At 73.1% G+C, this 25873-nt stretch carries 21 protein-coding genes and 1 pseudogene; 12 read left to right on the top strand and 10 right to left on the bottom strand.

What is annotated here, in order from left to right; all coding sequences use genetic code 11:
* Nucleotides 1-363: 363 nt before the first annotated feature.
* From AB0J88_RS32010 to AB0J88_RS32000, 3 genes are read left to right on the top strand one after another with little or no spacing between them, the layout of a single operon-like run.
* Nucleotides 364-1410, top strand: coding sequence for a MoxR family ATPase (locus tag AB0J88_RS32010; RefSeq protein ID WP_364348569.1), 1047 nt, complete (start codon nt 364-366; stop codon nt 1408-1410).
* 1 nt (nt 1411) lies between these two features.
* A complete protein-coding gene (locus AB0J88_RS32005; RefSeq protein WP_364348566.1) occupies nt 1412-2719 on the top strand; it encodes a DUF58 domain-containing protein in 1308 nt (435 codons plus the stop codon).
* Nucleotides 2716-5142 (top strand): DUF3488 and transglutaminase-like domain-containing protein, encoded by a 2427-nt coding sequence (locus AB0J88_RS32000; protein WP_364348563.1) that lies wholly within the window; start codon nt 2716-2718, stop codon nt 5140-5142. The genes AB0J88_RS32005 and AB0J88_RS32000 overlap by 4 nt, the downstream gene beginning before the upstream one ends.
* Nucleotides 5143-5218: 76 nt before the next feature.
* On the opposite strand, the gene AB0J88_RS31995 is transcribed toward AB0J88_RS32000, so the two are convergent.
* From AB0J88_RS31995 to AB0J88_RS31975, 5 genes are all read right to left on the bottom strand, one after another.
* Nucleotides 5219-5842 carry a GNAT family N-acetyltransferase gene (locus tag AB0J88_RS31995; protein WP_364348560.1) on the bottom strand — a complete coding sequence of 208 codons (624 nt, stop codon included), beginning with the start codon at nt 5840-5842 and terminating at the stop codon, nt 5219-5221.
* Between the two features lie 104 nt (nt 5843-5946).
* Nucleotides 5947-6330 (bottom strand): DUF3040 domain-containing protein, encoded by a 384-nt coding sequence (locus AB0J88_RS31990; protein WP_089251441.1) that lies wholly within the window; start codon nt 6328-6330, stop codon nt 5947-5949.
* A 78-nt stretch (nt 6331-6408) separates the two neighbouring features.
* Nucleotides 6409-7695 (bottom strand): DNA polymerase IV, encoded by a 1287-nt coding sequence (gene dinB, locus AB0J88_RS31985; RefSeq protein ID WP_364348557.1) that lies wholly within the window; start codon nt 7693-7695, stop codon nt 6409-6411.
* 495 nt (nt 7696-8190) lie between these two features.
* A complete protein-coding gene (locus tag AB0J88_RS31980) occupies nt 8191-9336 on the bottom strand; it encodes a nucleotide pyrophosphatase/phosphodiesterase family protein (RefSeq protein ID WP_364348555.1) in 1146 nt (381 codons plus the stop codon).
* On the bottom strand, nt 9333-10076 hold the full coding sequence (locus tag AB0J88_RS31975; protein ID WP_364348552.1) for a methyltransferase domain-containing protein: 744 nt from the start codon (nt 10074-10076) through the stop codon (nt 9333-9335). Before AB0J88_RS31975 ends, AB0J88_RS31980 begins: the two co-directional genes overlap by 4 nt.
* 160 nt (nt 10077-10236) lie before the next feature.
* Here AB0J88_RS31975 and AB0J88_RS31970 point away from each other — a divergent pair, with 160 nt between their 5' ends.
* Both AB0J88_RS31970 and AB0J88_RS31965 read left to right on the top strand, forming a co-directional pair.
* Complete coding sequence (locus AB0J88_RS31970) at nt 10237-10692, top strand: ester cyclase (protein ID WP_364348549.1); 456 nt, start codon at nt 10237-10239, stop codon at nt 10690-10692.
* Nucleotides 10693-10696: 4 nt separating this feature from the next.
* The gene (locus AB0J88_RS31965; protein WP_364348546.1) at nt 10697-11374 is read left to right on the top strand and encodes a helix-turn-helix domain-containing protein; all 678 of its coding nucleotides are present in this window, start codon (nt 10697-10699) and stop codon (nt 11372-11374) included.
* A 195-nt stretch (nt 11375-11569) separates the two neighbouring features.
* Here AB0J88_RS31965 and AB0J88_RS31960 read toward each other — a convergent pair whose 3' ends face one another.
* Entirely contained in the window at nt 11570-12181 is a 612-nt protein-coding gene (locus tag AB0J88_RS31960; protein ID WP_364348543.1) for a TetR/AcrR family transcriptional regulator, read from the bottom strand.
* A gap of 82 nt (nt 12182-12263) precedes the next feature.
* Between AB0J88_RS31960 and AB0J88_RS31955 the strand changes: the two genes are divergently transcribed.
* Complete coding sequence (locus AB0J88_RS31955) at nt 12264-13004, top strand: SDR family oxidoreductase (RefSeq protein ID WP_364348540.1); 741 nt, start codon at nt 12264-12266, stop codon at nt 13002-13004.
* A 489-nt stretch (nt 13005-13493) separates the two neighbouring features.
* Here the strand turns inward: AB0J88_RS31955 and AB0J88_RS31950 are convergent, their stop codons facing one another.
* From AB0J88_RS31950 to AB0J88_RS31935, 4 genes and pseudogenes are all read right to left on the bottom strand, one after another.
* Complete coding sequence (locus AB0J88_RS31950) at nt 13494-16850, bottom strand: error-prone DNA polymerase (RefSeq protein WP_364348537.1); 3357 nt, start codon at nt 16848-16850, stop codon at nt 13494-13496.
* Between the two features lie 170 nt (nt 16851-17020).
* Nucleotides 17021-18670: a DNA polymerase Y family protein gene (locus AB0J88_RS31945; RefSeq protein WP_364348534.1), complete on the bottom strand. Its 1650-nt coding sequence runs from the start codon at nt 18668-18670 to the stop codon at nt 17021-17023.
* A gap of 452 nt (nt 18671-19122) precedes the next feature.
* Nucleotides 19123-19764: pseudogene (locus AB0J88_RS31940) on the bottom strand (hypothetical protein); the annotation flags it as partial.
* A gap of 64 nt (nt 19765-19828) precedes the next feature.
* Nucleotides 19829-20278, bottom strand: coding sequence for an SAV_6107 family HEPN domain-containing protein (locus AB0J88_RS31935; protein WP_116074896.1), 450 nt, complete (start codon nt 20276-20278; stop codon nt 19829-19831).
* Nucleotides 20279-20750: 472 nt separating this feature from the next.
* Between AB0J88_RS31935 and AB0J88_RS31930 the strand changes: the two genes are divergently transcribed.
* Genes AB0J88_RS31930 through crtI form a run of 6 tightly spaced genes read left to right on the top strand, consistent with a single transcriptional unit; the run spans nt 20751 to nt 25871 of the window.
* Nucleotides 20751-21242 carry a YbaK/EbsC family protein gene (locus tag AB0J88_RS31930; protein ID WP_364348531.1) on the top strand — a complete coding sequence of 164 codons (492 nt, stop codon included), beginning with the start codon at nt 20751-20753 and terminating at the stop codon, nt 21240-21242.
* 48 nt (nt 21243-21290) lie between these two features.
* On the top strand, nt 21291-21986 hold the full coding sequence (locus AB0J88_RS31925; protein WP_364348528.1) for a monooxygenase: 696 nt from the start codon (nt 21291-21293) through the stop codon (nt 21984-21986).
* Nucleotides 21983-22537, top strand: a complete 555-nt coding sequence (locus tag AB0J88_RS31920) for a GNAT family N-acetyltransferase (RefSeq protein ID WP_364348525.1) — start codon at nt 21983-21985, stop codon at nt 22535-22537. Before AB0J88_RS31925 ends, AB0J88_RS31920 begins: the two co-directional genes overlap by 4 nt.
* Entirely contained in the window at nt 22534-23283 is a 750-nt protein-coding gene (locus AB0J88_RS31915; RefSeq protein ID WP_364348523.1) for a carotenoid biosynthesis protein, read from the top strand. Before AB0J88_RS31920 ends, AB0J88_RS31915 begins: the two co-directional genes overlap by 4 nt.
* Nucleotides 23280-24404 (top strand): glycosyltransferase, encoded by a 1125-nt coding sequence (locus AB0J88_RS31910; RefSeq protein ID WP_364348520.1) that lies wholly within the window; start codon nt 23280-23282, stop codon nt 24402-24404. Before AB0J88_RS31915 ends, AB0J88_RS31910 begins: the two co-directional genes overlap by 4 nt.
* 15 nt (nt 24405-24419) lie before the next feature.
* Entirely contained in the window at nt 24420-25871 is a 1452-nt protein-coding gene (crtI, locus tag AB0J88_RS31905; RefSeq protein WP_364348518.1) for a phytoene desaturase family protein, read from the top strand.
* The last annotated feature ends 2 nt before the right edge of the window (nt 25872-25873 follow it).

Below are 25873 nucleotides of genomic sequence, written 5' to 3'. Positions count from 1 at the left end.
AGTTCTCGAGGGATGCGGATCCCTCTGCCGGTTGCGGACTCACGCCCGCCTGAGGGGAAGCCATGGCGAATCACGATAGTGGTCGATGATCGTTTGTGAAAGATATCAATCCGCCAATTCACCGTGCGGTTTGTCGTTGTTTCCGGTTATCCGACCAACGCCCTCTCGCACGGTCAAAACACCCATCCTGGACAGCGGGGTACCGCCGGGTCGGCGGCCCCGAAAAATCCAGATAGCCTGATGGGACGGGTGGGGCCGGCGGTGTTGCGGCGGCCTGCCGAATTCTGCCCGCACCGGGTGAACCAAACCACGGGCCCAAACGCTCTTGAGTATGAAGCCGCAACACCCCCGAGGAGGAGGCCCGTGACACAGCAGACCTGGGACGACCTGGGCGGACCACTGCCCGGTCCCGAGTTCCGCGCTGCCAGTGACGCCATCGTGACCAACATCGAGCAGGTCATCGAGGGCAAGACGGCAACGGTGCGGCTAGCGCTGGCCGTCCTCCTGGCGGAGGGCCACCTGCTGATCGAAGACGTTCCCGGCGTCGGCAAGACCAAGCTGGCCAAGGCGCTGGCGCGGTCGATCGACTGCTCCGTGCGACGCATCCAGTTCACCCCTGACCTGCTGCCCAGCGACGTCACCGGGGTCAGCGTCTACAACCAGGAGAACCACGACTTCGAGTTCAAGCCGGGTGCCGTGTTCGCCAACCTGGTGGTCGGCGACGAGATCAACCGGGCCTCGCCGAAGACGCAGTCGGCGCTGCTCGAGTGCATGGAAGAGCATCAGGTCACGGTCGACGGCACCACGTACGAGCTGCAGACGCCGTTCATGGTGATCGCGACGCAGAACCCGATCGAGATGGAGGGCACCTACCCGCTGCCCGAGGCGCAGCGCGACCGGTTCACCGCCCGCATCGCGATGGGTTACCCCGACCCCGCCGCCGAGCTCGCGATGCTCGACGCGCACGGCGCGCACGACCCCCTGCAGGCGCTGCGGCCCGTCGCCGACGCCGCCACCGTGCGGCGGCTGATCGCCACGGTTCGCGACGTGCACGTGGCCGACGCGGTGAAGCAGTACGCGGTCGATCTGGTCACCGCCACCCGCGAGGCGCCCGACCTGCGGCTCGGGTCGTCCCCACGCGCGGCGCTGCACCTGATCCGCACCGCCCGCGCGGTCGCCGCCCTCGAGAGCCGCGACTACGTGCTCCCCGACGACCTGCAGGCGCTGGCCGTGCCGGTGCTCGCGCACCGGATCATCCCGACGGCCGACGCCCAGCTCGCCCGCCGCACGACCGACGCGATCGTCGCCGACATCGTGCACCGGCTGCCGCTCCCCCACCACCGCAGCCAGTCCCCATACGACACCCGCCCACAGTCCACCGACGGACGCGGCGACTACCGGAGGATGTGACGTGCGCGAAGCGCTGCGCGGGCTGACCACGCGCGGTCGCTCGTTCCTCGCCGCCGGCGGCGCGGCCGCCCTCTCGGCGCTGATCCTCGGTGAGAAGGATCTGCTCAGGGTGGCCGTGCTGCTGGCGATCCTGCCGCTGCTCGCGGCGGCCTACGTCGGGCGCAGCCGCTACAAGCTGGCCTGCAGCCGGTCGCTCGAACCGCACCGCGTGCAGGTCGGCGCCAGCTCCCGGGTGATCCTGCGACTGCAGAACCTGTCCCGGCTGCCCACCGGCACGCTCCTGCTGGAGGACCGGCTGCCGTACGCCCTGGGCAGCCGGCCCCGGGTCGTGCTGGAACGGCTCGGCGCGCACCAGGCCAGCTCGGTGGCCTACACGGTGCGCGCCGACGTCCGCGGCCGTTACGAGGTCGGCCCGCTGGTCGTCCGGCTCACCGACCCGTTCGGGCTGTGCGAGCTGTCCCGCTCGTTCCCGTCGGTCGACCGGCTCACCGTAATCCCGCAGGTGGTGCCGCTCCCGCCGGTCCGGCTGGTCGGCGAGTTCGCCGGCACCGGCGACAGCCGCGCCCGGTCGGTGGCCGTGCACGGCGAGGACGACGCCGCGACCCGCGAATACCGACGCGGCGACGACCTGCGCCGGGTCCACTGGAAGTCGACCGCCCGCGTCGGCGAGCTCATGGTGCGCCGCGAGGAACAGCCCTGGGAGAGCCGCGCCACGGTCGTGCTCGACACCCGGCAGCACGGGCACCGCGGCGAAGGACCGACGTCCAGCTTCGAGTGGGCGGTCTCGGCCGCCGCCTCGATCGCCGTGCACCTGCGTGCCGCCGGCTACAAGCTGCGGCTCGTGACCGACGGCAGCGTCGACGTCGACGCCTCCGAGGCGGGCGGCGAGGGCGCGCTCCTCGACCACCTGGCCGAGGTCAAGCTGTCCCCGCGCGGCGACATCGGGCTGCTGGTCGAGCGGGTCCGGCGACGCTCCGACGGCGGTCTGGTGATCGCCGTGCTGGGCGGGCTGGAGCCCGGCGAGACCGAGTTGCTGGCCGCGCTGCGTGGCAACAATGCGACCTGCATCGCCGTCTTGGTCGACACCTCGACCTGGCTCAACCTCGCCCCCGAGGCGCGGGTCGAGGCCGACGCCGCCCGCGAGGCGGCCGCGCTCGGCCTGCTCAGCAGCGGCTGGCGGGTCGTCGGGGCGGCGCACGGCGACAAGCTGCCGGCGCTCTGGCCGCAGGCGGCGCGCGGTTCGCAGGGCTTCGCCTACCGGGCCACCATGGCCGAAACGGTTGCCGGCACGTTGGGAGTGGCGCGATGAGGAGCCGGCGGCACATGGGGCTCGTGGCGGCGATCGCCACGCTGATGGCCTCGGCGCCCCTGAGCACGATCTTCGAGCAGTGGACCTGGCTGATCCAGTGCACGATCGCGGTCGCCCTGATCGCCGGCGCGGCCACCCTCGCCCGCACCGCGCGGGCGCCGGTCTGGGCGCAGTTCGTCACCATGGTCGTGACCCTGCTGCTGGCGCTGACCTGGCTCTTCCCGAGCGGCGAGGAGTTCGCCGGCCTCCTGCCGTGGACCGGCACGCTCGAGCACTTCGGCGGGCTGATCACCCAGTCCGGCGACGACATGCGCACGTTCGCGGTCCCGGTGCCCGACCGCGACCCGCTGCTGTTCGTCACCGTGCTGGGCATCGGCGCGGTCGCGGTGATGGTCGACCTGGCGGTGGTCGGCCTACGCCGGCCGGCACTGGCCGGGCTGCCGATGCTGGCCATCTACTCGGTGCCGGTCGCGGTCTACCCGACGAGCGTCTCGTTCCTGCCGTTCGTGATCGGTGCGATGGGCTTCCTCTGGCTGCTGGTCGCCGACAAGGTCGACGGAGTGCGCCGGTTCGGCCGCCGGTTCACCGGCGACGGCCGCGACGTGGACGTGTGGGAGCCGTCGCCACTCGCGGCCGCCGGTCGCCGGCTCGCGATCGTCGGCGTCCTGGCGGCGGTCGCGCTGCCGGTCGCCGTACCCGGGATGACCTCCGGTCTGTTGACCCGCTTCAACGGCGGCTCCGGTGACGGCGTCGGGCTCGGCGACGGCTCCGGCCGCCCCGGCCGGGTCAACCTGTTCGCCGCGCTCTCGGGTCAGCTGCGCAAGTCCGACCTGGTCACCTTCGCACGCGTGACGACGACCGACCCAGATCCGTTCTACCTGCGGTTCGCGGTGGCCGACGACATCAGCTCCGAGGGCTTCCGCAGCCGTTCGCCGCAGGGCCGCAGCCTGTTGCAGCTCAAGGACCCGCGGGAGGAGCCGCGCGCGGGGGTCACCTACGAGCAGTACTCGGCCGAGGTCGAGATGTCGTCCGATTTCCAGATGAACTTCGCCCCGACGTACGGCATCCCGATCGCCACCGACGGGCTCGACAACCAGTGGCTGTACGACACGAACCAGCAGGTCGTCTTCTCCAACAAGGCGCAGTCCAACGGCAAGGACTACCGGTTCGACTTCGTACGTGGCAACTACACCGGAGAGGCCCTGCGCGCCGCCCCCTCGCCCGACCCGGACAGCCTCGAGGTCAAGCGGTTCACCCAGGTGCCGTCGGTGCGCCAGGTGCAGAACAAGGTCGACGAGCTGGTCGGTGGCAAGACCACCACCTACGACCAGGTGATGGCGATCTACCGGTTCTTCTCGGCGACCAACGGCTTCAGCTACGAGCTCCAGACCGAGGGCGGCACCTCCGGTGAGGACATCCTCAACTTCCTGAACAACAAGAAGGGCTATTGCCAGCAGTACGCGGCGACGATGGCCTGGATGGTCCGGGCCGCCGGCATCCCGGCCCGGGTGGCGTTCGGCTTCACGAACGGCACCTCCCGCGACGGCGACGCGATGGTCCTGACGAACCTCAACCTGCACGCGTGGACAGAGGTCTACTTCGGTCCGGAGTACGGCTGGGTGCCGTTCGACGCGACGCCACGCACCGGTGTGCCGGGAGCGGTGCGCCCGGACTACGCCCCGGACCCGGACGCGCCGGTCGTCACCCCGTCAGTGGTCCCGTCGTCGTCACCCGGCGCCGGTGGCAACAACGCCGACGACCTGCCGGGCAAGGAAGACCCGGGTGGCAACGAGGCGCTCCCGAGCGGCCCGGCCCCGACGATGCCGAAGTGGCCGTTCTACACGGCGGGCGCGGTCCTGCTGGCCGTGCTGCTGCTCGGCCTGCCGGCGTTCCGCCGGGGCGCCCTGCGCCGCCGCCGCCGCGCGGCGACCGAGGCCAGTACGTCCCCGGACGCCCCGACGGTGCTGCCGACGACGGAGGCGGCCCGGCGCACGCGGGCACATGCGCACGCGGCGTGGGACGAGCTGATGGACACGCTGGTCGACTTCCGGATCCCGATCGACCGCACGGAGACGCCGCGGGCCACCGCGGAACGGCTGGCGACGGCGGAGCTCCGCGGTGACTCCACCGGCGGCGACGGGGCGCGGCTGCTGGGCCAGGCGGAGGAACGGGCGCGCTACGCCCGCAGCCCGCTGTCGGGTCCGGGCCTGCCCGAGGCGGTCCGGTCGGTGCGCCGGGGGTTGGCTGACCGGGCGAGCCGCCGTACTCGTCTGGTCGCGGCCGTCTTCCCGCCTTCCGTGCTGGGGCGCTGGCGGGGCGCGGTGGTCGACGCCTCGACGGCGGTCGTGACGGCGATGTCCCGGGTCCGCGACCGGATCGGCCGGCTCAGCCCACGCCGGCTGCTCGCCAACCGGGCTCGCTGAGGTTTCCCGAAGGCCGCGCTGCCGAGGTTCTCTCGGCGGCGCGGTCTTCGCCGTTGTCTTTGGGTGGGCGGTCCCGTCAGTGTCGGCGGGCGACCAGGGCCGCGTCGGGCCAGGTGACGCGAAGTTTCAGGGGGTTGCCGTTCAGGCGGCCTGGGATGCCTCCTGGGTCCGAGACCCGGGCTCGTTCGACCACCTGGCCGCCGTGGGCGGTGTAGAAGGCTTGTGCGGCCGCGTTCTGCTCCTGCACCCACAGGTAGAGGGCCGCGGTGGTCCCGCGTTCCGCGGCCGCGCGGGCCGCCCGGGCGAGCAGTGCCGAGCCGAGGCCGCCCCGGCGGCGGGTGTTGGTGACGTGGAGGTTGTCGACCAGCGAACCCCAGCGCGGGTCCTCGTCGACGACGAGATGGACGAAGCCGGCCAGCTCCTGTCGGCTTCCGGACGCTTCCGCCGCGCCGGTGTGCGGCGCGCCGGTGGGGGCCACTTCCGGGTGGGCAGGGCCGGCGGGTTCGGGCTCGGCCACGATCGTCACGTGCCGCGGCTCGGGTGCCGTGAGTCGGGCCGTCCAGGCGGTCAGGCGCTCGGCGGGCATGGCGCCGTCGAGATACTCGTCGCTGTAGGCGCCCCGGTAGAACCGGCTCCAGCTGTCGGCGTGCAGGGCCGCGACAGCCTCGATGTCGGTGCTCGTGGCGGTGCGGAAGCGCATCGGGGGTGGCCTTCCGAAGCCGGAAAAAGGCGTCGGACGCATGGTCCGACGCCACCAGAGAGGTGCCCCCGGTGTGGCGGCCAGAACGCCGCCTCAGCGGGTCGTCAGCGGTGTCCCTCCGGGCGCTGCCGCCAGCGCTCTTCGAGACGGTCGATCAGGCCCGAACGCCGCACGCGCGTGCGGCGGCTGGCGGTGCCGCCCACGACGTGCAGGTCAGGCTGCTGTGCCTTGCGGTGCGACTGCATGGCGAACGCCGCGGCACCCAGCATGATGACGAAACCCGCCACGCCGAGCAGCGGTGTCTTGTTCACCGTGCCGAAGACAACCAGGGCCAGGCCAGCGATGATCACGACGGCGGCCAACAGCAGACGACGCCGCGCGTGGAAACGCGGGTCGCTGGCGCGCACGGCCGAGGCGAACTTTGGGTCCTCGGCAAGCGACCGCTCGATTTGCTCGAACAGCCGCTGCTCGTGCTCAGAGAGCGGCACGGCACTCCTCCCCGGTCGCGAGGTCGACCCGGGCGGGCCGACAGACCGTGACAGTCAAGCGACTGCTTACCCGCAAGTCTACGAGGGGCTTCGCGGGTCGGAAAGCGGGACGACCGACGGCCGGGGTCGAATTTCCATCCGTTCGCCCGTGAGGAGGCTGGCCGGCCGGACGACAGACCGCCCGAATCGGGCAGCTGCCGCATCAGCGGCCGCTTCAGCCTCTCGCCATCCGCGTTCGGGAGCACCCAGCTCAGGCTGTCGCGCGGCACCCGAGGCGACCGCCAGCCCCTCCACCCGCACCCCCACCAACCGGATCCGGTCGCCGGGTCGAAGCGCCTGGTAGAGCGCCCACGCGGTCTCGAAGATCTCGCGCGCCACGTCGGTCGGGGTGCCCACGGTGCGGGAGCGGTTGACGGTGCGGAAGTCGGCTAGTCGGACCTTGATGGACACCGTGCGGCCGGCCTGGTCGGCCTGGCGTAGTCGGACACCGACCTTCGTCGACAACTCCAGCAGCGCCCGCTTGATCACTTCGGGGTCGGCGACGTCAGTGTCGAAGGTAACTTCGGCTCCAATCGATTTTTCGACGTGCTCGGTCGAGACCCGTCGAGGGTCACGCCCCCAGGACAGCTCGTGCAGGTGCGCGGCGGCAGCGTCACCGAGCGCCGACCGCAACAGCCCGACCGGCGCCTCGGCCACCGCGCCCACGGTCGCGAGCCCGAGGCGGCGCAGGGTCTCCGCGGCCTTCTCCCCCACGCCCCACAAGGCGTCGACGGGCAGCGGGTGGAGGAAGTCGAGCACCTGGTCACGGGGCACGACCACCACGCCGTCGGGCTTGGCGCGGGCCGAGCCCAGCTTGGCCACGAACTTGGTCGACGCCACCCCGACGGAGCAGCTCAGCCCGAGCTCGTCGGACACCCGCCGGCGGATCAGGGCGGCGATCACGGCCGGCGAGCCGAGTAGTCGCGTCGCGCCACCCACGTCGAGGAACGCCTCGTCGACGGAGAGCGGCTCGACCAGGGGCGTGACGTCGTGGAAGATCGCCATGACCGCTCGCGAGGCCGCCCCGTAGGCCGCGAAGTCGACCGGCAGGAACACCGCACCCGGGCAGAGCGCCCGCGCCCGCGCGGTCGGCATGGCGCTGCGCACGCCATAGGCCCGTGCCTCGTAGCTGGCCGAGCTCACCACCCCGCGCGCCCCGATGCCACCGACCACCACGGGCCGCCCGGCCAGGTCAGGCCGCTTGCGCACCTCGACCGACGCGTAGAACGCGTCCATGTCGACATGCAGGATCGGGCACCCGGTGTCATCGGCACCGGCCCCGAACCGCGGGTCGCCCCCGCGCGGCACCACCTGACTGCGTCCCACGAGAAGAGGCTAACCAGGGGGTACGACGAAATCCCGGAGGCCGCGTCGCATGATCAATTCGCACCTCCGGCATTCGCGCATTCGGACATCGCCCGCCGCCGCGAACAACCGCACACGGTGCGGTGCCGCGGGCGGGGACCCCGGCCTGGACGACCGCGCACGGTGCGGCGGCACGGGCGAGGACCCGAACCCCGGACAACCGCACAGGGTGCGCCGCTGCGGGCAAGGTCAGGGACTAGAGCCGGCGGCGGGTTCGGACATGTGCCGGCGGGCCGGGAGGGCGGCCTGGGTTGATTCTCTTTGAGGATGCGCTGTCGCGGACCTGGCAGCGCAGCGAAGCGGAGCGGTCTCCGGCGGGAGCGACGGTCCGGACCACGACGGACCCGGGACCAGTGTCTGCGCTCCTAAGGGCTTGGCGCCGAACAGCGGACCTACATCTCCACCGTCGAACACGAGCCCTGGTGTCTGCGCTCCTACGGCCTGGTGATTCCGCCTCTAGGGTCTGGCGACGAGGAGCGGGATTTCCATTTCGACTGCCGAGTACGCGCCGTGGTAGGCGATCAGCATCGCCTTGATCGCGTGCTCGGACTGGGGCGCCACGACCGCGTGGGTGCCGTGGCAGATCGCGACCACGTCGCCGATGCGCGCGAGGTTGCGGGCCGGGACCGGGCCGAACCAGCCCTGGGCGATCACGTCCTCGCGGTGGGCGACCCAGGCCGCGTCGCCGAGGATCTCGGTCCAGGTGGCCAGCACGTCGTCCGTGGCGCCGGGCAGCGTGTGCAGGTAGCGGACCCGGGGCTCGCCGGCCACCACGCGTACGCCCGCCTGGAGGCGCGGGTCGCCGTCGAAGTCGAAGCGGTGGTGTGGCGGCACGTCGAGCTGGCCGTGGTCGGCGGTGACCAGCAGCGCGGCGTCCGGGGGCAGGCCGTGCAGCACCCGGTCGAGCAGGCGGTCGACCTGGGCCGCCGCCTCGCGCCACGGCTCCGAGTCGACGCCGAAGACGTGGCCGTAGCGGTCGAGGTCCGGGTAGTAGCCGTACGACAGCGCCGGTGGCGACCCGGCGTCGCCGAGACCGGCCAGCATCGCCGCGGCGAGCTCGTCGGCGTCGGACGCGGGGCGGTACGCGGCGCCGCGGTTGGCCGCCATCGTCAGGCCGCTGTCCGCGAACTCGGGACGGTTCGCGACGCTGACCGCGAGGCCGGTGGCCTCGGCGCGCTCGAACAGCGTCGGCACCGGCTGCCAGGCGGCGGGGTCCGGGTCGGTGCGCCAGTGGGTGTGCGTGAGGACCGTGTCGGTGCCGGGGATCGCGACGCGGAACCCGAGCACGCCGTGGGTGCCCGGGCTGACACCCGTGCCCAGCGAGACCAGGCTGGTGGGCGTCGTCGACGGGAAGCCGGTCGTGATCATGCGCGGGGCGCGGGCGGCGAGGTCGGCGAGGGTCGGCGCGAACGGGGCCGCCGTCGGGATCTGGTGCCAGCCGAGGCCGTCGACGAGCAGGACCGCGATCCGACGTACGCCCGCCAGCTCCAGCCCCAGGATGTCCTGGAAGCCCGGCACGCCGAGGTGCGCGAGCGCGCTCGGCAGCACGTCCATCAGGCTGTCGGCGCCGTACCTCGGGACGACCTGGTCGAACTCGCTCATACCGGATCGGCGGGGCGGCGGGCGAGCAGGTGGAGCTGGGCGGCGATGTCCCGGTACGGCGGCTGGGCCGCGGCCGCCAGCTCGAGGTCGAGCAGGTTCCGCGGGTCTTCGTCGGCCGCGGCGGCGGGGACGAGATCGGCGAGCACGCGTACGCCGTGGATGTCCTCGACCGCGAGCCCGGCGTCGCGGAGCAGGTCCGCCGCCCCCTCCGCGTCGTACCGGCGCCGCAGCGTGTCGCGGGGGCCGGCGTGGCCGTCCGGGTCGGCGAGCAGCGCGGCCGCCGCCGCGAGATGGCCGCCGGTCGCGCGGGCCAGCACGGCCGCGGCCCGGGAGGCCACCAGCACCGACGCGGCACCACCGGGGCGCAGCGCGGCGGCGATCGCGGCGACCACTCCGCGCGGGTCGTCGACCACCTCCAGCACGGCGTGGCAGAGCACGAGGTCGACGGAGCCCGGGGAGACGAGGCCGGTCAGCGCGTCACCGTCACCCTGCACGGCGCGCACCCGGGGCGCCACACCCGCCTCGACGGCGCGGCGGTTGAGCGCCGCGAGCGCGTCCGGGCTCGCGTCGACGACGGTCACGCGGTGGCCGGCCTCGGCCAGTGGCACCGCGAAGCCGCCGGTGCCGCCTCCGACGTCGAGGATGGTCAGGCCGCCCTCGGGGGCACGGTCGAGCTCGCGGCGCAGCACCTGCCAGACGACCGCGGTGCGGGGGCCGGGACGGACCGTTGTTCGCTCCACGCGCCGAGCCTAACGGTCGCGTGCCTGGCGGGCGTGGCGTGCCGATCCGGGTTCGCTGGAACCCGATCACGGATCACTCCAGTTTCATTGCCGCGGCCGGCGTTTTCGATGGATCGTCATTCCAATGATTTGGTGCTGCTTCCACTGAAAGGTGGTTCGGATGACGCTCGCCGAGAAGCTCGCCCGAGGGGTGCTCGCCGCGATGAACGCCGGTGACATCGCCGCCGTCGGTCCGCTCGTCGCGGAGGATTTCGTCGACCACGGCGCGCCGCCGTGGGCGCCGCAGGGGCGGACGGGCTATCTGGAGATCCTCGGGTACGTGACGCAGGCGCTGCGGATCCGCTACGAGGTGCACGACGTGGTGGCGGATGCCTCCGGCGACAAGGTGGCGATCCGGGCCACCGCCCACGGCGTCAACGAGGTGGACATGCTGGGTTTCGCACCGACCGGCAAGCCGTACGCGATGCCCACCATGCACCTTTACCGCGCCGACGGCGGGTTGCTGGTCGAGCACTGGGGAATCCGCGACGAGCTCGGCATGCTGTGGCAGGTGGGCGCGCTGCCTCGGCCACGCCCCGCCGGTTTCGGCCTTCCGGCGCGGCCGCTGGGAGACTAGTGGGGTGACCACCCGGCGCTACCGGAGCGCGGTCCGCGCCGAGCAGTCCCGCGCCACCAGGCAGCGGGTGCTCGACGCGGCGCGGGCGCTGTTCGTGCGCCGGGGTTACGCCGGCACGACGGTCGAGGCGATCGCGGGTCGGGCTCAGGTGAGCGTGCAGACCGTCTACAACACGGTCGGTGGCAAGGCGGCTGTGCTGAAGGCCGTCTACGACGTGACCATCGCCGGCGACGCGGATCCGATCCCGATGATCGACCGGGAGACCGGCCGGGCCTTGCGGGCCGCGACCGACGGGCGCGAATGCCTGGCCTTGTACGCCCGGATGAGCCGCGAGATCTACGAGCGGATCGGCCCGCTGGTGCCGATCCTGCTGACCGAGGGCGCGGCCGGCGACCGCGAGGTCCGCGGCTTCATCGACACGATCGAGAACGAGCGCGCGCTCGGCACCGCCAACATCGCGCGGCACGTGGCAGAGCGGTTCGGGTTGCGGGCCGGATTGTCGGTCGAGGACGCCGCCGACATCCTGTGGACGCTGACCTCCCCGGATGTGCTCTACCGGCTGGTGCGCCGGCGGCGGTGGTCGCTCGACCGCTTCGAGCGGTGGCTGGGCGAGACGATGGCCGACTCGCTGCTCGGGCAGCAGCCGGAAGCGGGTCAGGTCAGGCGCGGCATTTCGCGGTGACGTGGTCCACGTCGATCCTGGATCTTGCGCGCGGTGCGTCCCGGCGTCACGCGCGCAGGGCGGCGCCGCGGTCCGCGACGGTTTCCGGCCGATAGGAATGGGCCTCGAACGCGCGGAGGATGCGTCGGCTGGCTGAAACCGCCAGCGCGGGCGCACGTCGACCGGCCACCGTGAAGGAACGCCACCGCCGGGGCTTCAGGAACGCTGAACCGTGAGGTGCGCGGCGATGGAGCGGGCAAAGGCTTCGTCGAGGGGTGCGTGCTCGGTCAGCAGGCGGTACCAGATCGCGCCGTAAGTGAAATCGACCAGAGTGTCCAAATCGGACCGCTCGGAGATGAGTCCGGCGTCCTGCCCTTCGGCGAGAAGCTGTCTCAACGCGGCCCGGCGGTGCTGGATAAAGCCCTCACGGAAGGCGGCACGAGCGTCAGGGTCGCTTTGCGCTTCGGCGAGCAGTGCCCGCAGGACAGGTCCGCTCCCCTCGGGACCCACGATGCCCTCGATGGTGTTCGTCAGGAAGTCCTGGAGCCTCTCGGAGAAAGGCGCTTGCGGGTCGGTGGGCGGGACACGCACGAGGGCGTCTTCGACAAGGGCGTCGAGCAGCAACGACGCACGGGACGGCCACCACTGGTAGACGGTGCGTTTGCCGACACGTGCGGCGGCGACGATGGCCTCGATGGTGACCTCGCGGTACGGACGGGTGTGCACGAGGTCGCGGGTGGCCGCCAGGATCGCGCGTCGAGATTCCTCGTTCCGGCGACGGCCGGTGTGCGGCCGATGGGACGAGTCGCGGGGGGAGATGCTGCTCACGTCGTCACTCTATCGCTTGTTGAAACGATCCGTACCGGCAATGCTCTCGTCGGTACGGATCGTTTCGAAAAGAGGTAGAGGCATGACGCAGGGTGTGGTGGTCGTAGTGGGCGGCTCGTCCGGGATCGGCCTGGCCACGGCCGCGCGGTTCGCCGCAGAGGGATACTCGGTGCTCATCACCGGCAGGGACGCGCGACGGCTTGGACGGGCTCTCGCGGAGTTGCGCGCTTCGTCGCCGGACGCCGTGGTCGACGGGACAGCGGTGGACGCGCGGGACCCGCTGCTGGGCGACCTTCTGGCCGACCGTGGTGTCGTGGTGAAGCATCTGGTGCTGGCAGCCAGCGGGGGCAGCGGCGCGGGTCCGTTCGCCCAGGTCGGGATCGAGGCGGTCCGGGAGGGGTTGGAAGCCAAGACCCTGGCCCAGTGGGCGGCATTGCGGTCCGTGCTGCCGCACCTCGACGAACGCGCGTCGATCACCTTCGTCACGGCGGTCAGTGCGCGGGCAGCACTACCGGGGACTGCTGGTCTGGCGGCGATCAACGGCGCTTTGGAGTCGGCGGTGGGTCCCCTGGCCGCGGAGTTGGCGCCCCGCCGGGTCAACGCGGTCAGCCCCGGTGTCGTCGACACGCCTTGGTGGCATGCGCGGATGTCCGACGAGGCACGGCAGGGTTTCTTCACGGGGACCGCACAGGCTCTGCCGTTGGGCAGGGTAGGTCGCCCGGAAGACATCGCCCATGTGGTCACGGCGTTGGCGCAGGCGGAGTTCGTCACCGGCGTGGTGGTGCCCGTCGACGGTGGCGCCCATCTGGCGACCGGCCGATAAGCGACCCCGTCGCTTATGAGAAGGCTCGGCTTGGCGCCGTTTTCGATCTGGGTCGAGGCGGCGTGGAGTCCGGCGTTGGGGCGGCGGCTCACCCAGATGCAACACCGGTATTTGGGTGACAGCGGGCGGCGCTTGGGCCCGTTGCAGCCGGCCCTCGAACCTTGGCGGCCCGTTCGGTGCGGGCCGGTGACGCGCCACGCGCCGGAGGCTCGATAGCGGTTGCCGCCCGGGCAACCGCTGTCGATGTCCGGCCCCGACACCGAGTGGTCGCCTGACGCGAGGGGCGGACGCCTGCGCCTCTCAGCGACACGTTCCTCGGAGGATTGGCCTTGGTCTCAAGGCGCTCGGCATGCCGGGCTCTGGCCGTATCGAACGAGAATGCAATCCGGTCGGCGGCTCGCCCGCGCAGAGCGACCGCCCACCGGCCAGCCAGCCAGCGACCGCGCAGAGCGACCACCCAACGGTCGCGGAGACGGTCGGCGGGTGCCGTCAGCGGAAGTCGCGGGAGGCCGGGGTGACCGGGGGTGTGATGGCGTCCAGCCGGTCCGCGCGCAGGTTGACCACCCCCTCTGCCATCTCCAGGCGGCCGCGGACGATCAAGGCCGCACTGCGCCGAGCGACCCGCTGGTAACGCTGCCAGAGCCCCTGCGAGCAGGTGACGTTGAGCATGCCCGTCTCGTCTTCGAGGTTGATGAAGGTGACGCCGCCGGCGGTGGCTGGGCGTTGGCGGTGGGTGACGATGCCGCCGACGCGTACGCGTTGGCCGTGTTCGTAGCGGCCCAGGCGGGCGATCGGGATCGCGCCGACCGCCGCCAGCTGCGGGCGGATGAACTGGGCCGGGTGGCTGTCGGGCGACAGGCCGGTGGCCCAGACGTCGGCGACCAGGCGGTCGACCTCGCCCATGCCCGGCAGCACCGGTGCCTGGGTCGCGGCGGTCGTGCCGGGTAGTCGGCCCGGACGTTCCTGGGCCGCGGCGCCGGCCGCCCACAGGGCCTCGCGGCGGGTCAGGCCGAAGCAGGCGAAGGCGTCGGCGGTGGCCAGGGCCTCCATGTTGGCGGTGGTGAGGCCGACCCGGCGGGCCAGGTCGGACATGTCGCGGTAGGGGCCGGCTGCCAGCCGTTCCTGCTCGATCTTCTCGGCCAGCTCCGCGCCGATCGTGCGTACGCCGGCCAGCCCCACCCGGACCGCCGGACCGCCCAGGCCCCACTGGTGCGGCGGCTCGCCCGGCCCGCTGCCCCAGCGGGTGTCCTTCGTGGACTCCAGGATCGCCTGGGCGTTGCTGGCGTTGATGTCGGGGCGGCGCACCTCGACGCCGTGCCGGCGGGCGTCGTCGGTCAGGGTCTGCGGCGAGTAGAAGCCCATCGGCTGGGCGTTGAGCAGCGCGGCTAGGAAGGCGGCCGGGTGGTAGCGCTTGAGCCAGGAGCTGGCGTAGACCAGGTAGGCGAAGCTCATCGCGTGGCTCTCGGGGAAGCCGTAGCTCGCGAACGCCGACAGCTTGAGGAAGATGTCGTCGGCCAGCGCGCCGGTGATGCCCCGCTCGGCCATGCCCGCGTAGAGCCGGTCGCGGATCTCGGCCATCCGCTCGGCGGACCGCTTGGAGCCCATGGCCCGGCGCAGCTGGTCGGCGCCGGACGCGTCGAAGCCGGCGACGTCGATGGCGAGCTGCATCAGCTGCTCCTGGAACAGCGGCACGCCGAGCGTCTTGTCGAGCGCCTTCGCCATCAGCGGATGGTCGTGCTCCCACGTCTCCTGGCCGTTCTTGCGGCGGATGTACGGGTGCACCGAGCCGCCCTGGATCGGCCCCGGCCGGATCAGCGCGACCTCGACCACCAGGTCGTAGAACACCCGGGGCTTCAGCCGGGGCAGCGTCGCCATCTGGGCCCGGCTCTCCACCTGGAACACCCCGACCGAGTCGGCCCGGCACAGCATGTCGTAGATCTCGGGGTCGTCGAGCGGCATCGTGCTGATGTCGAGCTCGTCCTCGATCATGTCGTACGCGTAGCGCAGCGCGGACAGCATGCCCAGCCCCAGCAGGTCGAACTTGACCAGCTCGATGACGGCGCAGTCGTCCTTGTCCCACTGGAGCACGGTGCGGCCCGGCATCCGCCCCCACTCGACCGGGCAGACCTCGATGATCGGCCGGTCGCAGATCACCATGCCGCCGGAGTGGATGCCCAGGTGCCGGGGAAAGGTCTGCAGCTCGTTGGCGAAGTCGACGACGTGCTCCGGGATGTCGTCGACGTCGACCTTGGCCACCGAGCCCCACCGGTCGATCTGCTTGCTCCACGCGTCCTGCTGGCCGGGCGAGAACCCGAACGCCTTGGCGATGTCGCGCACCGCCGACCGCGGCCGGTAGGAGATCACATTGGCGACCTGGGCCGTGTGCCGCCGGCCGTATTTCTCGTAGACGTGCTGGATGACCTTTTCCCGCTGGTCGGACTCGATGTCGACGTCGATGTCGGGCGGCCCGTCGCGCTCCGGCGCGAGGAAGCGCTCGAACAGCAGCCCGTGCTGGACGGCGTCGACATTGGTGATCCACAGCGCGTAGCAGACCGCGGAGTTGGCGGCCGACCCCCGCCCCTGGCAGTAGATCTTGTTGTCGCGGCAGAACTTGACGATGTCGTAGACGACCAGGAAGTAGCCCGGGAAGCCGAGCTGCTCGATCATGTTCAGCTCGTAGTCGAGCTGGCGGTAGGCGTCCGGGTGAGCCGCGCGCGGCCCGTAGCGGACCAACGCGCCCTCCATGGTCAGCCTGCGCAGGTGCTCCATCTCGCTGCGCCCGTCGGGCACGGGGTAGTCCGGCAGCTTCGGCGCCACCAGCTGGATGTCGAAGGCCAGGTCACGCCCGTATTCGGCGGCCCGCGCCACCGCACCCGGATAGGCCGCGAACCGCTGCTCCATCTCGGCACCCGTGCGCAGGTGCGCGGTCGCCGCGGCGGGCAGCCACGGGTCGATCTCGTCGAGGCTGCGCCGCGCCCGCACCGCCGCCACCGCGGTCGCCAGCCGTCGCCGCGCCGGCGTGGCGTAGTGCACGTTGTTGGTGGCGACGGTCGGCAACCCCCGCTGGGCGGCGAGCGCGGCCAGCGCGTCGTTGCGGTCGCCGTCGGTCGGATCGCCGTGGTCGGTCAGCTCGACCGCGACGTTGTCCTCGCCGAACAGCCTGGCCAGCCGGTCGAGCTCCCGCGCCGCCGCGTCGACCCCCTCGGTGAGCAGCGCCGCCGGCACCGTCCCCTTGCGACACCCGGTCAGCACCAGCACGTGGTCACGCAGCTGCTCGGCGACGTCTTCCAACGAGCCGTATTCGGGCCGGCCCTTCTCACCGCCGTCGAGCTGGGCCTGCCCGATGACCGACGACAGCCGCGCGTAGCCCTCGTGGCCGTGGGCCAGCGCCAACAGATGCCGCCCGTGCGGGTCGGGCTCGCCCGACCGGATCACCGTGTCCTTGCCGCGTACCCCTTCGGACAGTGACAGCTCCGCACCGAAGATGGTCGGCAGCCCGAGCGCCCGAGCCGCCTCGGAGAACCGCACCACGCCGTAGAAGCCGTCATGGTCGGTCATGGCGAGCGCGGTCAGCCCGAGCCGCCGCGCCTCCTCGGCCAGCTCCTCGGGATGGCTGGCCCCGTCGAGGAAGCTGAAGTTGGAGTGGCAGTGCAGCTCGGCATAGGGCACCGTGTCCTGCTCGGGCGGTGACTCCGGAGGCGGCTCGTAGCGGGGGCGCTTGCGGGTCCACGCCGGCGAGTCGCCACCGTCGGCGTCGACCGCCAGCGGGTCGACGACGTGCAGGTGCCGACCGGAGAGCGTCCCCTCCAGCTGCGACCACGAGATGCCGGGGTTATTGAAGCCCACGGGCACACCACCTGGCTTCAGGAGCGAAGAGCTCAAGAGCCTGTCCCGGGTCCGCGGTGGGCACGACCGTCGCTCCCGCCGGGGACCGCTCGCTCCGCTTCGCTGCCAGGTCCGCGTCTTCATAACCATCACATCGAGATGACCTTGCGAAGCGGTTCATGATTCTTTGGTCAGTCATAGATGGCCTCCACGGACCATTGGCCGGCGGCCAGAGAGAGCAGGAAGGCGCTGCCGTCGGCCAGGGCGACCTGGAACCGGGCGCGGCGGCGGGCCTCGGTCGGTGCCCACCAGCGTTCGTCGACCGGCCAGGGGCCGGCCCAGCCGATGATCTCGGCCGGCGGGCCGTTGCCGATCGCGAGGCGGGCCGGTGCGGCGGTGACCATCAGCCGGGCGGACACGCCCACCGGCTCGCCGGCCGCGTCGCGGACCGTGGCCGGCAGCGGTGCGGGCAGGACCAGCGCGGGCGCCGGCGGTGGCAGCCGGCCCGGCCAGGGCGCGGCGGGTCGGGCCGGTGCCAGCTCGTCGCCCCAGGGCACCAGCCGCACCTGGTCGGCCGGGGAACGACCGCCACCGAGCACGGCGGTGACCACCGACTCGGGGCCGAGGATGCCCTGGATCCGGTTGAACGAACGGTGCGCCCGCTCCTTCTCCTCTCCCGTCTCGCCCCACAGGCCCGGCTGGAGCCCGGCGTGCGGCAGCACCCCTTCGGGCGCGAGACGCAGTCGGATGATGCCGGCGGTCGGCCGGGCCGGCGCGGTCCGGGCACCTCCCCCGCGCCGGGTGGTGCCGGACAGCCACCCGTCGAGCTGCCAGCGCACCCGGTCGGCGATCGCGGCCGTGGTCAGCAGGCCGTCGTGCCGCCAGACCCGGTGCAGCTCCTGGCCGTGCGCGGTGACCGCCCCGATGGACAGCCGGGTGCAGGCCAGCCCGTAGCCGGCCAGCCGCTCGTGCAGCCGCTCGGCGAGCACCCGCGCGGCGAACGCGGCCACGTCGACCCGTTCCAGCGGGTCGTCGCCGTAGTCCTCGCTGACCTCCAGGTCAGGTGGCGGCCGCCGGACCGCGAGGGGCCGCTCGTCACCGCCCGAGGCGAGCCGGTGCGCCAACGCGGCGTCGAACCCGAACCGCGCCAGCACGTCACCCCGGCCCAGCCCGGCGAACGCGCCGAGGGTGGTGATCCCGAGTCGCCGGAGCAGTTCGGTGAGTGCCGGGCGGGCGAGCGCTTCGACCGGCCGGGCCGCCAGGAATGCCACGGTCTCCCCGCTCGCGACGATCAGCCCCTCCCGGGCCGCGAGCCCGGCCGCGAACCCGCCGTCGGCGACCCCGATCTGGCTCTCCACCCCGCACGCCTGCGCGACGTGCTCGACGATCCGCTCGGCGGCGGGCTCCTCCCCGCCGAAGTAGCGGGCCGGCCCGCGCGCCGCGAACCCGCACAACCCGGGCCGGACCACCTCGACCCCCGCGACCATCTCCTCGACGGCGGCGACGACGGGCTCGAACGCCCGCGCGTCCCGCGCCGGGTCGTGGTCGACCACGACCAGGCCGGGACACCGGCTCTGCGCCTCGCGCTTGCGCAGCCCCCGCCGCACGCCCTCGCCGCGCGCCGCCTCGGACGCCGCCACCACCCGGTTGGCGTGCAGCACCGCGACCGCACCGGTCGCCGGAACCCCGTCGACGATCTCGGCCGCGATGACGGGCCAGTCCGGACACCACAGCACCGCGGTACGCGCGACCGCGCCGCCGTCCCTCGCCGGCCGTCCAGCGTCCACACCCGACTCGCCGGCGGCACCTGGGCGGCCGGCGGCGGCCCGCCGCCCGGTCATCAGACCCCACCCGAGACCAGCTTGAGCCGCGGCCGCTCCCCCGGCTCGGCCGGGTCGTCGTCCGTGGCCTGCCCCGACCCGCCGATGGTGACAGCCGGAGCCGGCGATTCAGCGTCGTCCGGTGACCCGGCCGGGTCACCGTCCGCGACCAGGTCGAACAACGACGGACTCCACGCCGCGTCCGAGCCCGACGGACCGCTTCCGACCGACCGGTCCGTGCCGCCCGGCGGGTCCGCAGGGTCGCCGCCGGCGGACCGGGACCCCGACGAAGCCGTCGCGCCGCGCGCGGCCGTGGCCTGATCGCCGCCGGCGGACCGGGACTCCGCCCGGCCGCGCACGGCCGTCGCCTGATCGTCGGCGGGTGGGGGCGGCGGGTCGGGGACCGCGTGCAGGGTCGGCAGGGCGATGGGCTCGAGCGGTGCGATCGCGACCGTGCCGGTCAGGGGGCGGTAGCCCGGCATCCAGACGGTGATCTCGCGGGGTTGGGTGGCGGCGCCCCGGCCGCGGGCGACGATCGTGACCTCGCGGCGGCGGAGGCGGCCTCGGCCGGCGGACAGGCCCTCCCAGCGGCCGCGGGTGACGCGGAGCGTGAGGTCGGCGCCGTCCCAGTGGCCGTAGGGCACCAGGACGCTGCCACGTTGCCGCGCGCGGGCGGCCAGTCGGGCGGTGACCGAGCTCGCGACGGCGCTCTGGGTCGGTACGGCGAGCACGACGACGTCGACCCCGTCGATCAGGGCGGCCACCACCGTGGCCCACTCGGGGCCGGGGTTGGGCACCAGCGCCAACCGCTCGAGGGCGACACCGCCGTCGGCGGCCGCGACCGCGCCGAACGCCGGCACGCCCACCACCGCACACCAGGAGCCGGCCCGGGACGCCTCGGCGATCAGCGCGTGGACCAGCGAGGTGCTGCCGCTGGGTGAGCGCGGGCCGGCGCCCACCGCCACGGTGCTGCCCCGGCGCAGGCCGCGCCCGGGCAGCAGCCCGCGCAGCTCGGCCGGCACCGGCAGCGTGCGGTGCGCGTCGTCGGGTGCGGCGCTGGCGGGCCGTACCAGACCCGACAACGCCGCTGATCCCAGCGTCATCTGCCCCGCCATGCGCTCACCCCCGTCGTGCTGGTTGTGCTGGTTGTGCTGTGTTGCGGTGGTCAGGCCCGCCGCGTCAGGCGGCCAGGCCGTCGAGCGAGGGCTGGTGTGCGATGCCGAGCGCGACCTCGACCACGGCCACGAACTGCTCGGCGGCGCGGAGCAGGTCGTCGGCCTCGCGGGCGGTGACCACCCGGGGGATGCCGGCCTCGGCGGCGGCGCGCTTGGTCGCGCCGGCGGCGAAGTAGGTCGCCCACTCGTCGAGCTCGGGCGCGACCATCACGAGCAGCGCCCACACGCTGGTGATCCGGTTGCGCCGGGTCGGCGACGGGCGGGCGCGGGCCGCGAGCATCGCCGCGGCCGCGCGTAGGGCGGCTAGGTGTGCGGCGGCGTAGCGCAGGCCGTCGGGACGGGTCTGCGCGGCCTCGGCTAGGCCGTGGCGGGCGATCGCGAGCAGCTGGGCCGGCGTGCGGTGTGGCAGCACGTGTGCCGGCACGGTCGGCGCCTGGGCCGGGCTGGTCGTCATGAACCTGTCTCCTCCGCGTCTGCAGCCTGTGCACGGGCCCCGGAAGGACCCGCGGACGTGCCCCGCAGCGGAGGAAGGCGCAGCGGTCGTTCTAGTTGCCGGTCGGGCGTGACGCTTCCCCACACCACACCCGACCGGCAGGTCGGCTGGTCCGTCGCCCACCGCCCGGGGGTCGAGGGCGGCGGCGACGGTCCTGCCTGATGTGCGGCCCGCGAAGCCGCACGTTCCGGAAGCCGCGCCGCGAATCGCGCCTCCCGGACCGTCAGAGCGAGTGTGCGAGCTAATCGAACACGCGTTCTAACTACAAGAAGAGTACACCTTGGGTCCGACAAAAACGCAACGTGCCGCGCGCTGATGTCGGCTGATGTTCCCCGGCAGCCGCCGCCCGGCCACAACACGCCGCCCACCAGCGCGAACACCGCCAGACGGAAACCAGGCGCGCGCAGGCCGCGCGGCATGAGAACGTGTCCCGATGCAACCGCATCCCAACGTCCGCGCCGTCCAGGACGCGCTCGACGCCGCCGGTGCCCGCGACGCCGCCGGCCGGCCCAGCCAGGTCCGGATCCTCCCGGCCGCCGCACCCACCGCCGCGGCGGCCGCGGAACAGCTCGGCGTCGAGGTCGGCCAGATCGCCAACTCGCTCGTCTTCGACGCCGACGGCGCGCCGCTGCTGGTGCTGACCAGCGGCGCGCACCGGGTCGACACCGCGCGAGTGGCCAAGGAACACGGCATCGAGAAGGTCCGCCGGGCCAACCCCGACTTCGTCCGCGAGCACAGCGGCCAGGTGATCGGCGGCGTCGCGCCCGTTCACCCGGGCCGGCCCGCGATGCGTACCCTCATCGACACCGCCCTGTTCGCGTTCCCCGAGGTCTGGGCCGCCGGCGGCATCGCGCACGCCGTCTTCCCCATCACCCCGGCCGAGCTCGAACGACTAACCGGCGGCACCGTCACCGACGTCGCCTGACCGAGGCCCGCGAAACGGTCCGGCCACCGACGGTGGAGACTGGGCGCGATGGACACGGTCGTCACCCTGCACGTCTGGCGGATGCCCAAACGGGCACTCCCCCAGGTGCTCGCCCGGATGGCGACCGACCGTGCCCGCCTCCGCCGTCACCCCGGCGTCCGCTTCGCCAAGCTGCTCGGCACGGGTACCGGCACCGGCTTCGGTCCGGGCGACGTCGACGTCACCCGCTGGGCCGCCCTGCTCGTACACGAAAAAGACAAAACACCCCGAGCGATCGAGAGCTGGACCGACCTCAGCACCGGACACGCCCGAATCGACCTTGCCCCTATCGCCAGTCGCGGCACCTGGAGCGGCAGCCAGCCCTTCGAAGCGAACAAAACCATCCGTACCGACGGAATGGTCCTGGCTCTGACCCGCGCCCGCCTGAAGCCGTCGCGGGCCGCGACCTTCTGGCGCGCCATCCCCCCGGTGGCCGCAACCCTGCGCGACGCGCCGGGACTGCTCGCCCGGTTCGGCATCGGCGAGGCACCGATCGGCTGGCAGGGCACGGTCACCGTGTGGCGGAGCACAACGGATCTGGTCGGCTTCGCGTACCGTCAGCCGGAGCATCGTGCCGCCATCGCGCGCACGGAGCAGACCGGCTGGTACGCCGAGGAGCTTTTTGCCCGGTTCGCGATATGCGGCATCATGGGTGACCGCGGGGTGCTCGGCTGGGAACAGATGACAAGGAGCGATCCGGCATGAGGCTGGTGCCGTGGAAGCCGGACGACCTGGCACGTCGGCTCGACGACGTGGTGGCCGTCTACGGAGAGGCGATGGGTTACCGGCCGGAGCTGATGGAGGCCCGGCGCGGGATCATCGCCACGCACGTGCGCCGTTCCGGGTTTCGTGCCGTCGCCACGCTGACCACCGACGGACACCTCGCCGGTTTCGGCTACGGCTATGTCTCCGGGGCCGGGCAGTGGTGGCACGACCAGGTGCGCTCCGCGCTCAGTGAGGAGCACCGCAAGCGCTGGCTGACGGACTGCTTCGAGGTCGTCGAGCTGCACGTCCGCCCGGCCGCGCAGGGTCACGGCGTCGGCGCCCGCCAGCTGCGCGCCCTGCTGGGGATGGCGCCGGGCGCGACCACGTTGCTGTCCACACCGGAGGCCGACGAACAGCGGTCCCGCGCCTGGCGGCTCTACCGCAGCTTCGACTTCGTCGACGTGCTCCGCGACTTCCGCTTTCCCGGTGACGAGCGGGCGTTCGCGGTGCTCGGCCGAGACCTGCCGGTGCGCGCGCCGTCCGGGGAATGACACGCAGGCTGCCCTGGTACGGGCTGGGCCTGCTGATCCTCGCCCAGATCTGCTATCCGCTGACCGATGGTGGCGCCCGCGCCGCGGTGACCGTCACCACGGTCGTCGTCGGCTACGTGCTGTCGGTCGGGCACGCCGCGCTGACCCGCGGCCCACGGGTGGCGGCCGTGCTGGTGGTGGTCACCACGGGCGGCGGGCTGTTCGTGGAGGCGGCGGGAGTGGCGAGCGGGGCGCCGTTCGGCGAATACACGTACTCGGGCGCGCTCGGTCCGAAGATCGCCGGCGTGCCGTGGGTGATCCCGTTGGCCTGGACGTGGATGGCGTGGCCGGCCTGGCTCGCGGCGGTCCGCCTGGTTCGGCAGCCGGCGCTGCGGGTCGGGGTGGCCGGCGTCGGCCTCGCCGCGTGGGACCTGTTCCTCGACCCCCAGATGGTCGGCGAGGGCTACTGGACCTGGTCGAACCCGTCGCCGAGCCTGCCGGGGGTGCCGGACGTGCCGCTGGGCAACTACGCCGGCTGGCTGGTCGTCGCGGTCCTGATGATGACCGTGCTCAGCGGGCTCGCCGGCCCGGCCGCAGCCGTCGAAGGCCGGGACGCGCCGATGTACGCGCTCTATCTCTGGACCTATTTCTCCAGCATCCTGGCTCACGCCGCCTTCCTCGGGTTGCCCGCGTCGGCCGGCTGGGGCGCGCTGGGCATGGGGCTGGTCGCTGTGCCGCTTGCCATGTCTCTTCGGGTACGCGCATGAGCGCGCTCGCGCTCTCCTGGCTGCCGGCCGTGTTGGCCGGGGTACTGGCGCTGCACGCCGTGGTGAACGCTCGCCTGCTGCGCCGGCCGGTCGAGACGTCCTTTCCGGAGCCGGTCGCGGTGCTGCTCCCGGTGCGCGACGAGGCGGCCCGGGTCGAGCCGTGCCTGCGGTCGCTGCTCGGCCAGCGGGGCGTACCCGGACTGTCCATCGTGGTCCTCGACGACGGGTCGACGGACGGCACCGCCGACGTGGTGCGCGCCGTGGCCGGCGACGACCCGCGGGTCCGGCTGCTCACCGGGGCGGCGCTGCCGCCGGGCTGGCTCGGCAAGCCGCACGCCTGCCAGCAGCTCGCCGCCGCGACCTCGGCCTCGGTGCTGGCGTTCGTCGACGCCGACGTGGTGCTGTCGCCTTCGGCGGTGGCGGGCGCGGCGGCGTTGCTGCGCTCGGCCGGTGTCGGGCTGCTGTCGCCGTACCCCCGGATCGTCGTGGGGTCGTGGGGTGAGCGGCTCGTGCAGCCGTTGTTGCAGTGGTCGTGGCTGACGTTCCTGCCGCTGCGGGCTCTGGAGCGTTCCCCCCGGCCGTCGCTGGCCGCGGCCGGTGGGCAGTTCCTGGTGGTGGACCGGTCGGCTTATCTGGCGGCCGGCGGGCACGCTGCCGTGCGGTCGTCGGTGCTGGAGGACATCGAGCTGGCCCGGGCCGTCAAACGGTCGGGCGGGCGGATCGCGTTGGCTGACGGGTCACGGGTCGCCAGTTGTCGGATGTACGAGTCGTGGGGCTCGCTCGTGGCCGGCTACACGAAGTCGTTGTGGGCCTCGTTCGGGTCGGCGTTGGGTGCTTCGGCTGTGGTGGGGCTGCTGCTGCTCGTTTATGTCGTACCCGTGCTGTTGACTGTGGCCGGGTTGGCGGCGTGGTCGTTGCCGGTGGTGCTGGCCGGTTGTGTCGGATATGCGCTGGGGGTGCTGGGTCGGGTGGCGAGCGCGGCCGCCACGGGCGGGCGGTGGTGGCCGGACGCGCTCTCGCAGCCGGTGTCGGTGCTGCTGTTCGGCTGGTTGGTGGTGCGTTCCTTCCGCCTGCGGCGGGCCGGCACGCTGCGGTGGCGTGACCGGCCGGTGGCGCTGTGAGCCTGGGAGGCGTGCATGGCTGAGGTCGTCGTGGTCGGTGCCGGCGTGGGCGGGCTGGCCTGCGCGGCGCGGCTGGCCGCGACCGGACACCGGGTCACCGTCTACGAGCGGTCGACGGTCGTCGGTGGCAAGCTCGGGCGCCGGGTGGTGGAGCGGCCGGAGGGCACCTACCGGTTCGACACCGGGCCGAGCCTGCTGACGCTGCCGCAGGTGTTCGACGAGCTGTTCGGCGGCGTCGGCGGCGTCACTCCACCGTTGGTGCCGCTGGACCCGCTGGTCAGGCACGTGTTTCCGGACGGCACGGTGCTCGACTCGTGCGCGGACCCGGCCGAGTTCGCCGACCGCATCGCCGCCGCGCTCGGCCCGGCCGCCGCGGCGGACTGGCGGGGGTTGTGGCGCCGGGCCGGGCGGGTCTGGGACGCGTCGTGGCGGGACATCCTGCGCCGCCCGGTCGACTCGCCGACCGCGCTGGCCGGGCTGGCGTGGCGGTTCGGCGACCTCGCGGCGGTCGCGCCGGGCCAGTCGTTGCGCGGCCTGGGCCGGCGGCGGCTGCGGGATCCCCGGCTGCGGATGTTGCTGGACCGCTACGCGACCTACACCGGGGCGGACCCACGCCGGGCGCCGGCCGCGCTGGCGGCGGTGCCGTACGCGGAGCTGTCGTTCGGGGGTTGGTACGTGCCGGGCGGGCTCGGGACGCTGGCCGACGCGCTGCTCGAGCGGTGTGTCGCGCTGGGCGTGTCGGTGCACACCGGCGCGACGGTGACCGGGATCGCGACGGGCGGCGGGGGCCAGGTGACCGGGGTGCGGCTCGGGGAGACCTTCGAGCCGGCCGACGTGGTGGTGTCCAACGTGGACGCGTTGACGCTCTATCGGGACCTGCTGCCGACGCCGCGCCGGTTGGCCCGGCTGGGCGACCGGAGCCTGGCGGGTTTCGTGCTGCTGCTGGGGGTCGCGGGCCGCACGCCGGAGTTGGCGCACCACACGGTGTTCTTCCCGCCGGACTACGACGCCGAGTTCGACGCGGTGTTCGGGGGGCGGCCCGCCGCGGACCCGGCGGTGTTCGTGACGGTCGCCGACGATCCGTTGGTTCGTCCGGCCGGCCACGAGGCGTGGTTCGTGCTGGTCAACGCGCCACGGCACGGGGTCGGCCCGGGTGCGGTCGACTGGGAGCGGCCGGGGCTGGCGTCCGCGTACGCCGACCGGGTGCTGGCGGTCCTCGCCGCGCGCGGCGTCGACGTCCGCGACCGGGTGCTGTTCCGCGAGGTGCTGACGCCGGCGTCGCTGGAGGCCTCGACCGCGGCGCCGGGCGGGGCGATCTACGGGACCGCTGGCGGGTTGCTGCGCCCGGCCAACCGCGGCCCGGTGCCGGGACTGTTCCTGGTCGGCGGCTCGACCCACCCGGGCGGCGGCCTGCCGATGGTGGCGCTGTCGGCGGGCATCGTCGCGGAGCAGATCGGCCCGGCGTAGGT

The organism is Asanoa sp. NPDC049475 (assembly GCF_040676915.1).
Taxonomy (GTDB): Bacteria; Actinomycetota; Actinomycetes; order Mycobacteriales; family Micromonosporaceae; genus Asanoa.
Note: the sequence above shows the minus strand (reverse complement) of the source record. Positions and strands in the feature narration are given on the sequence as shown.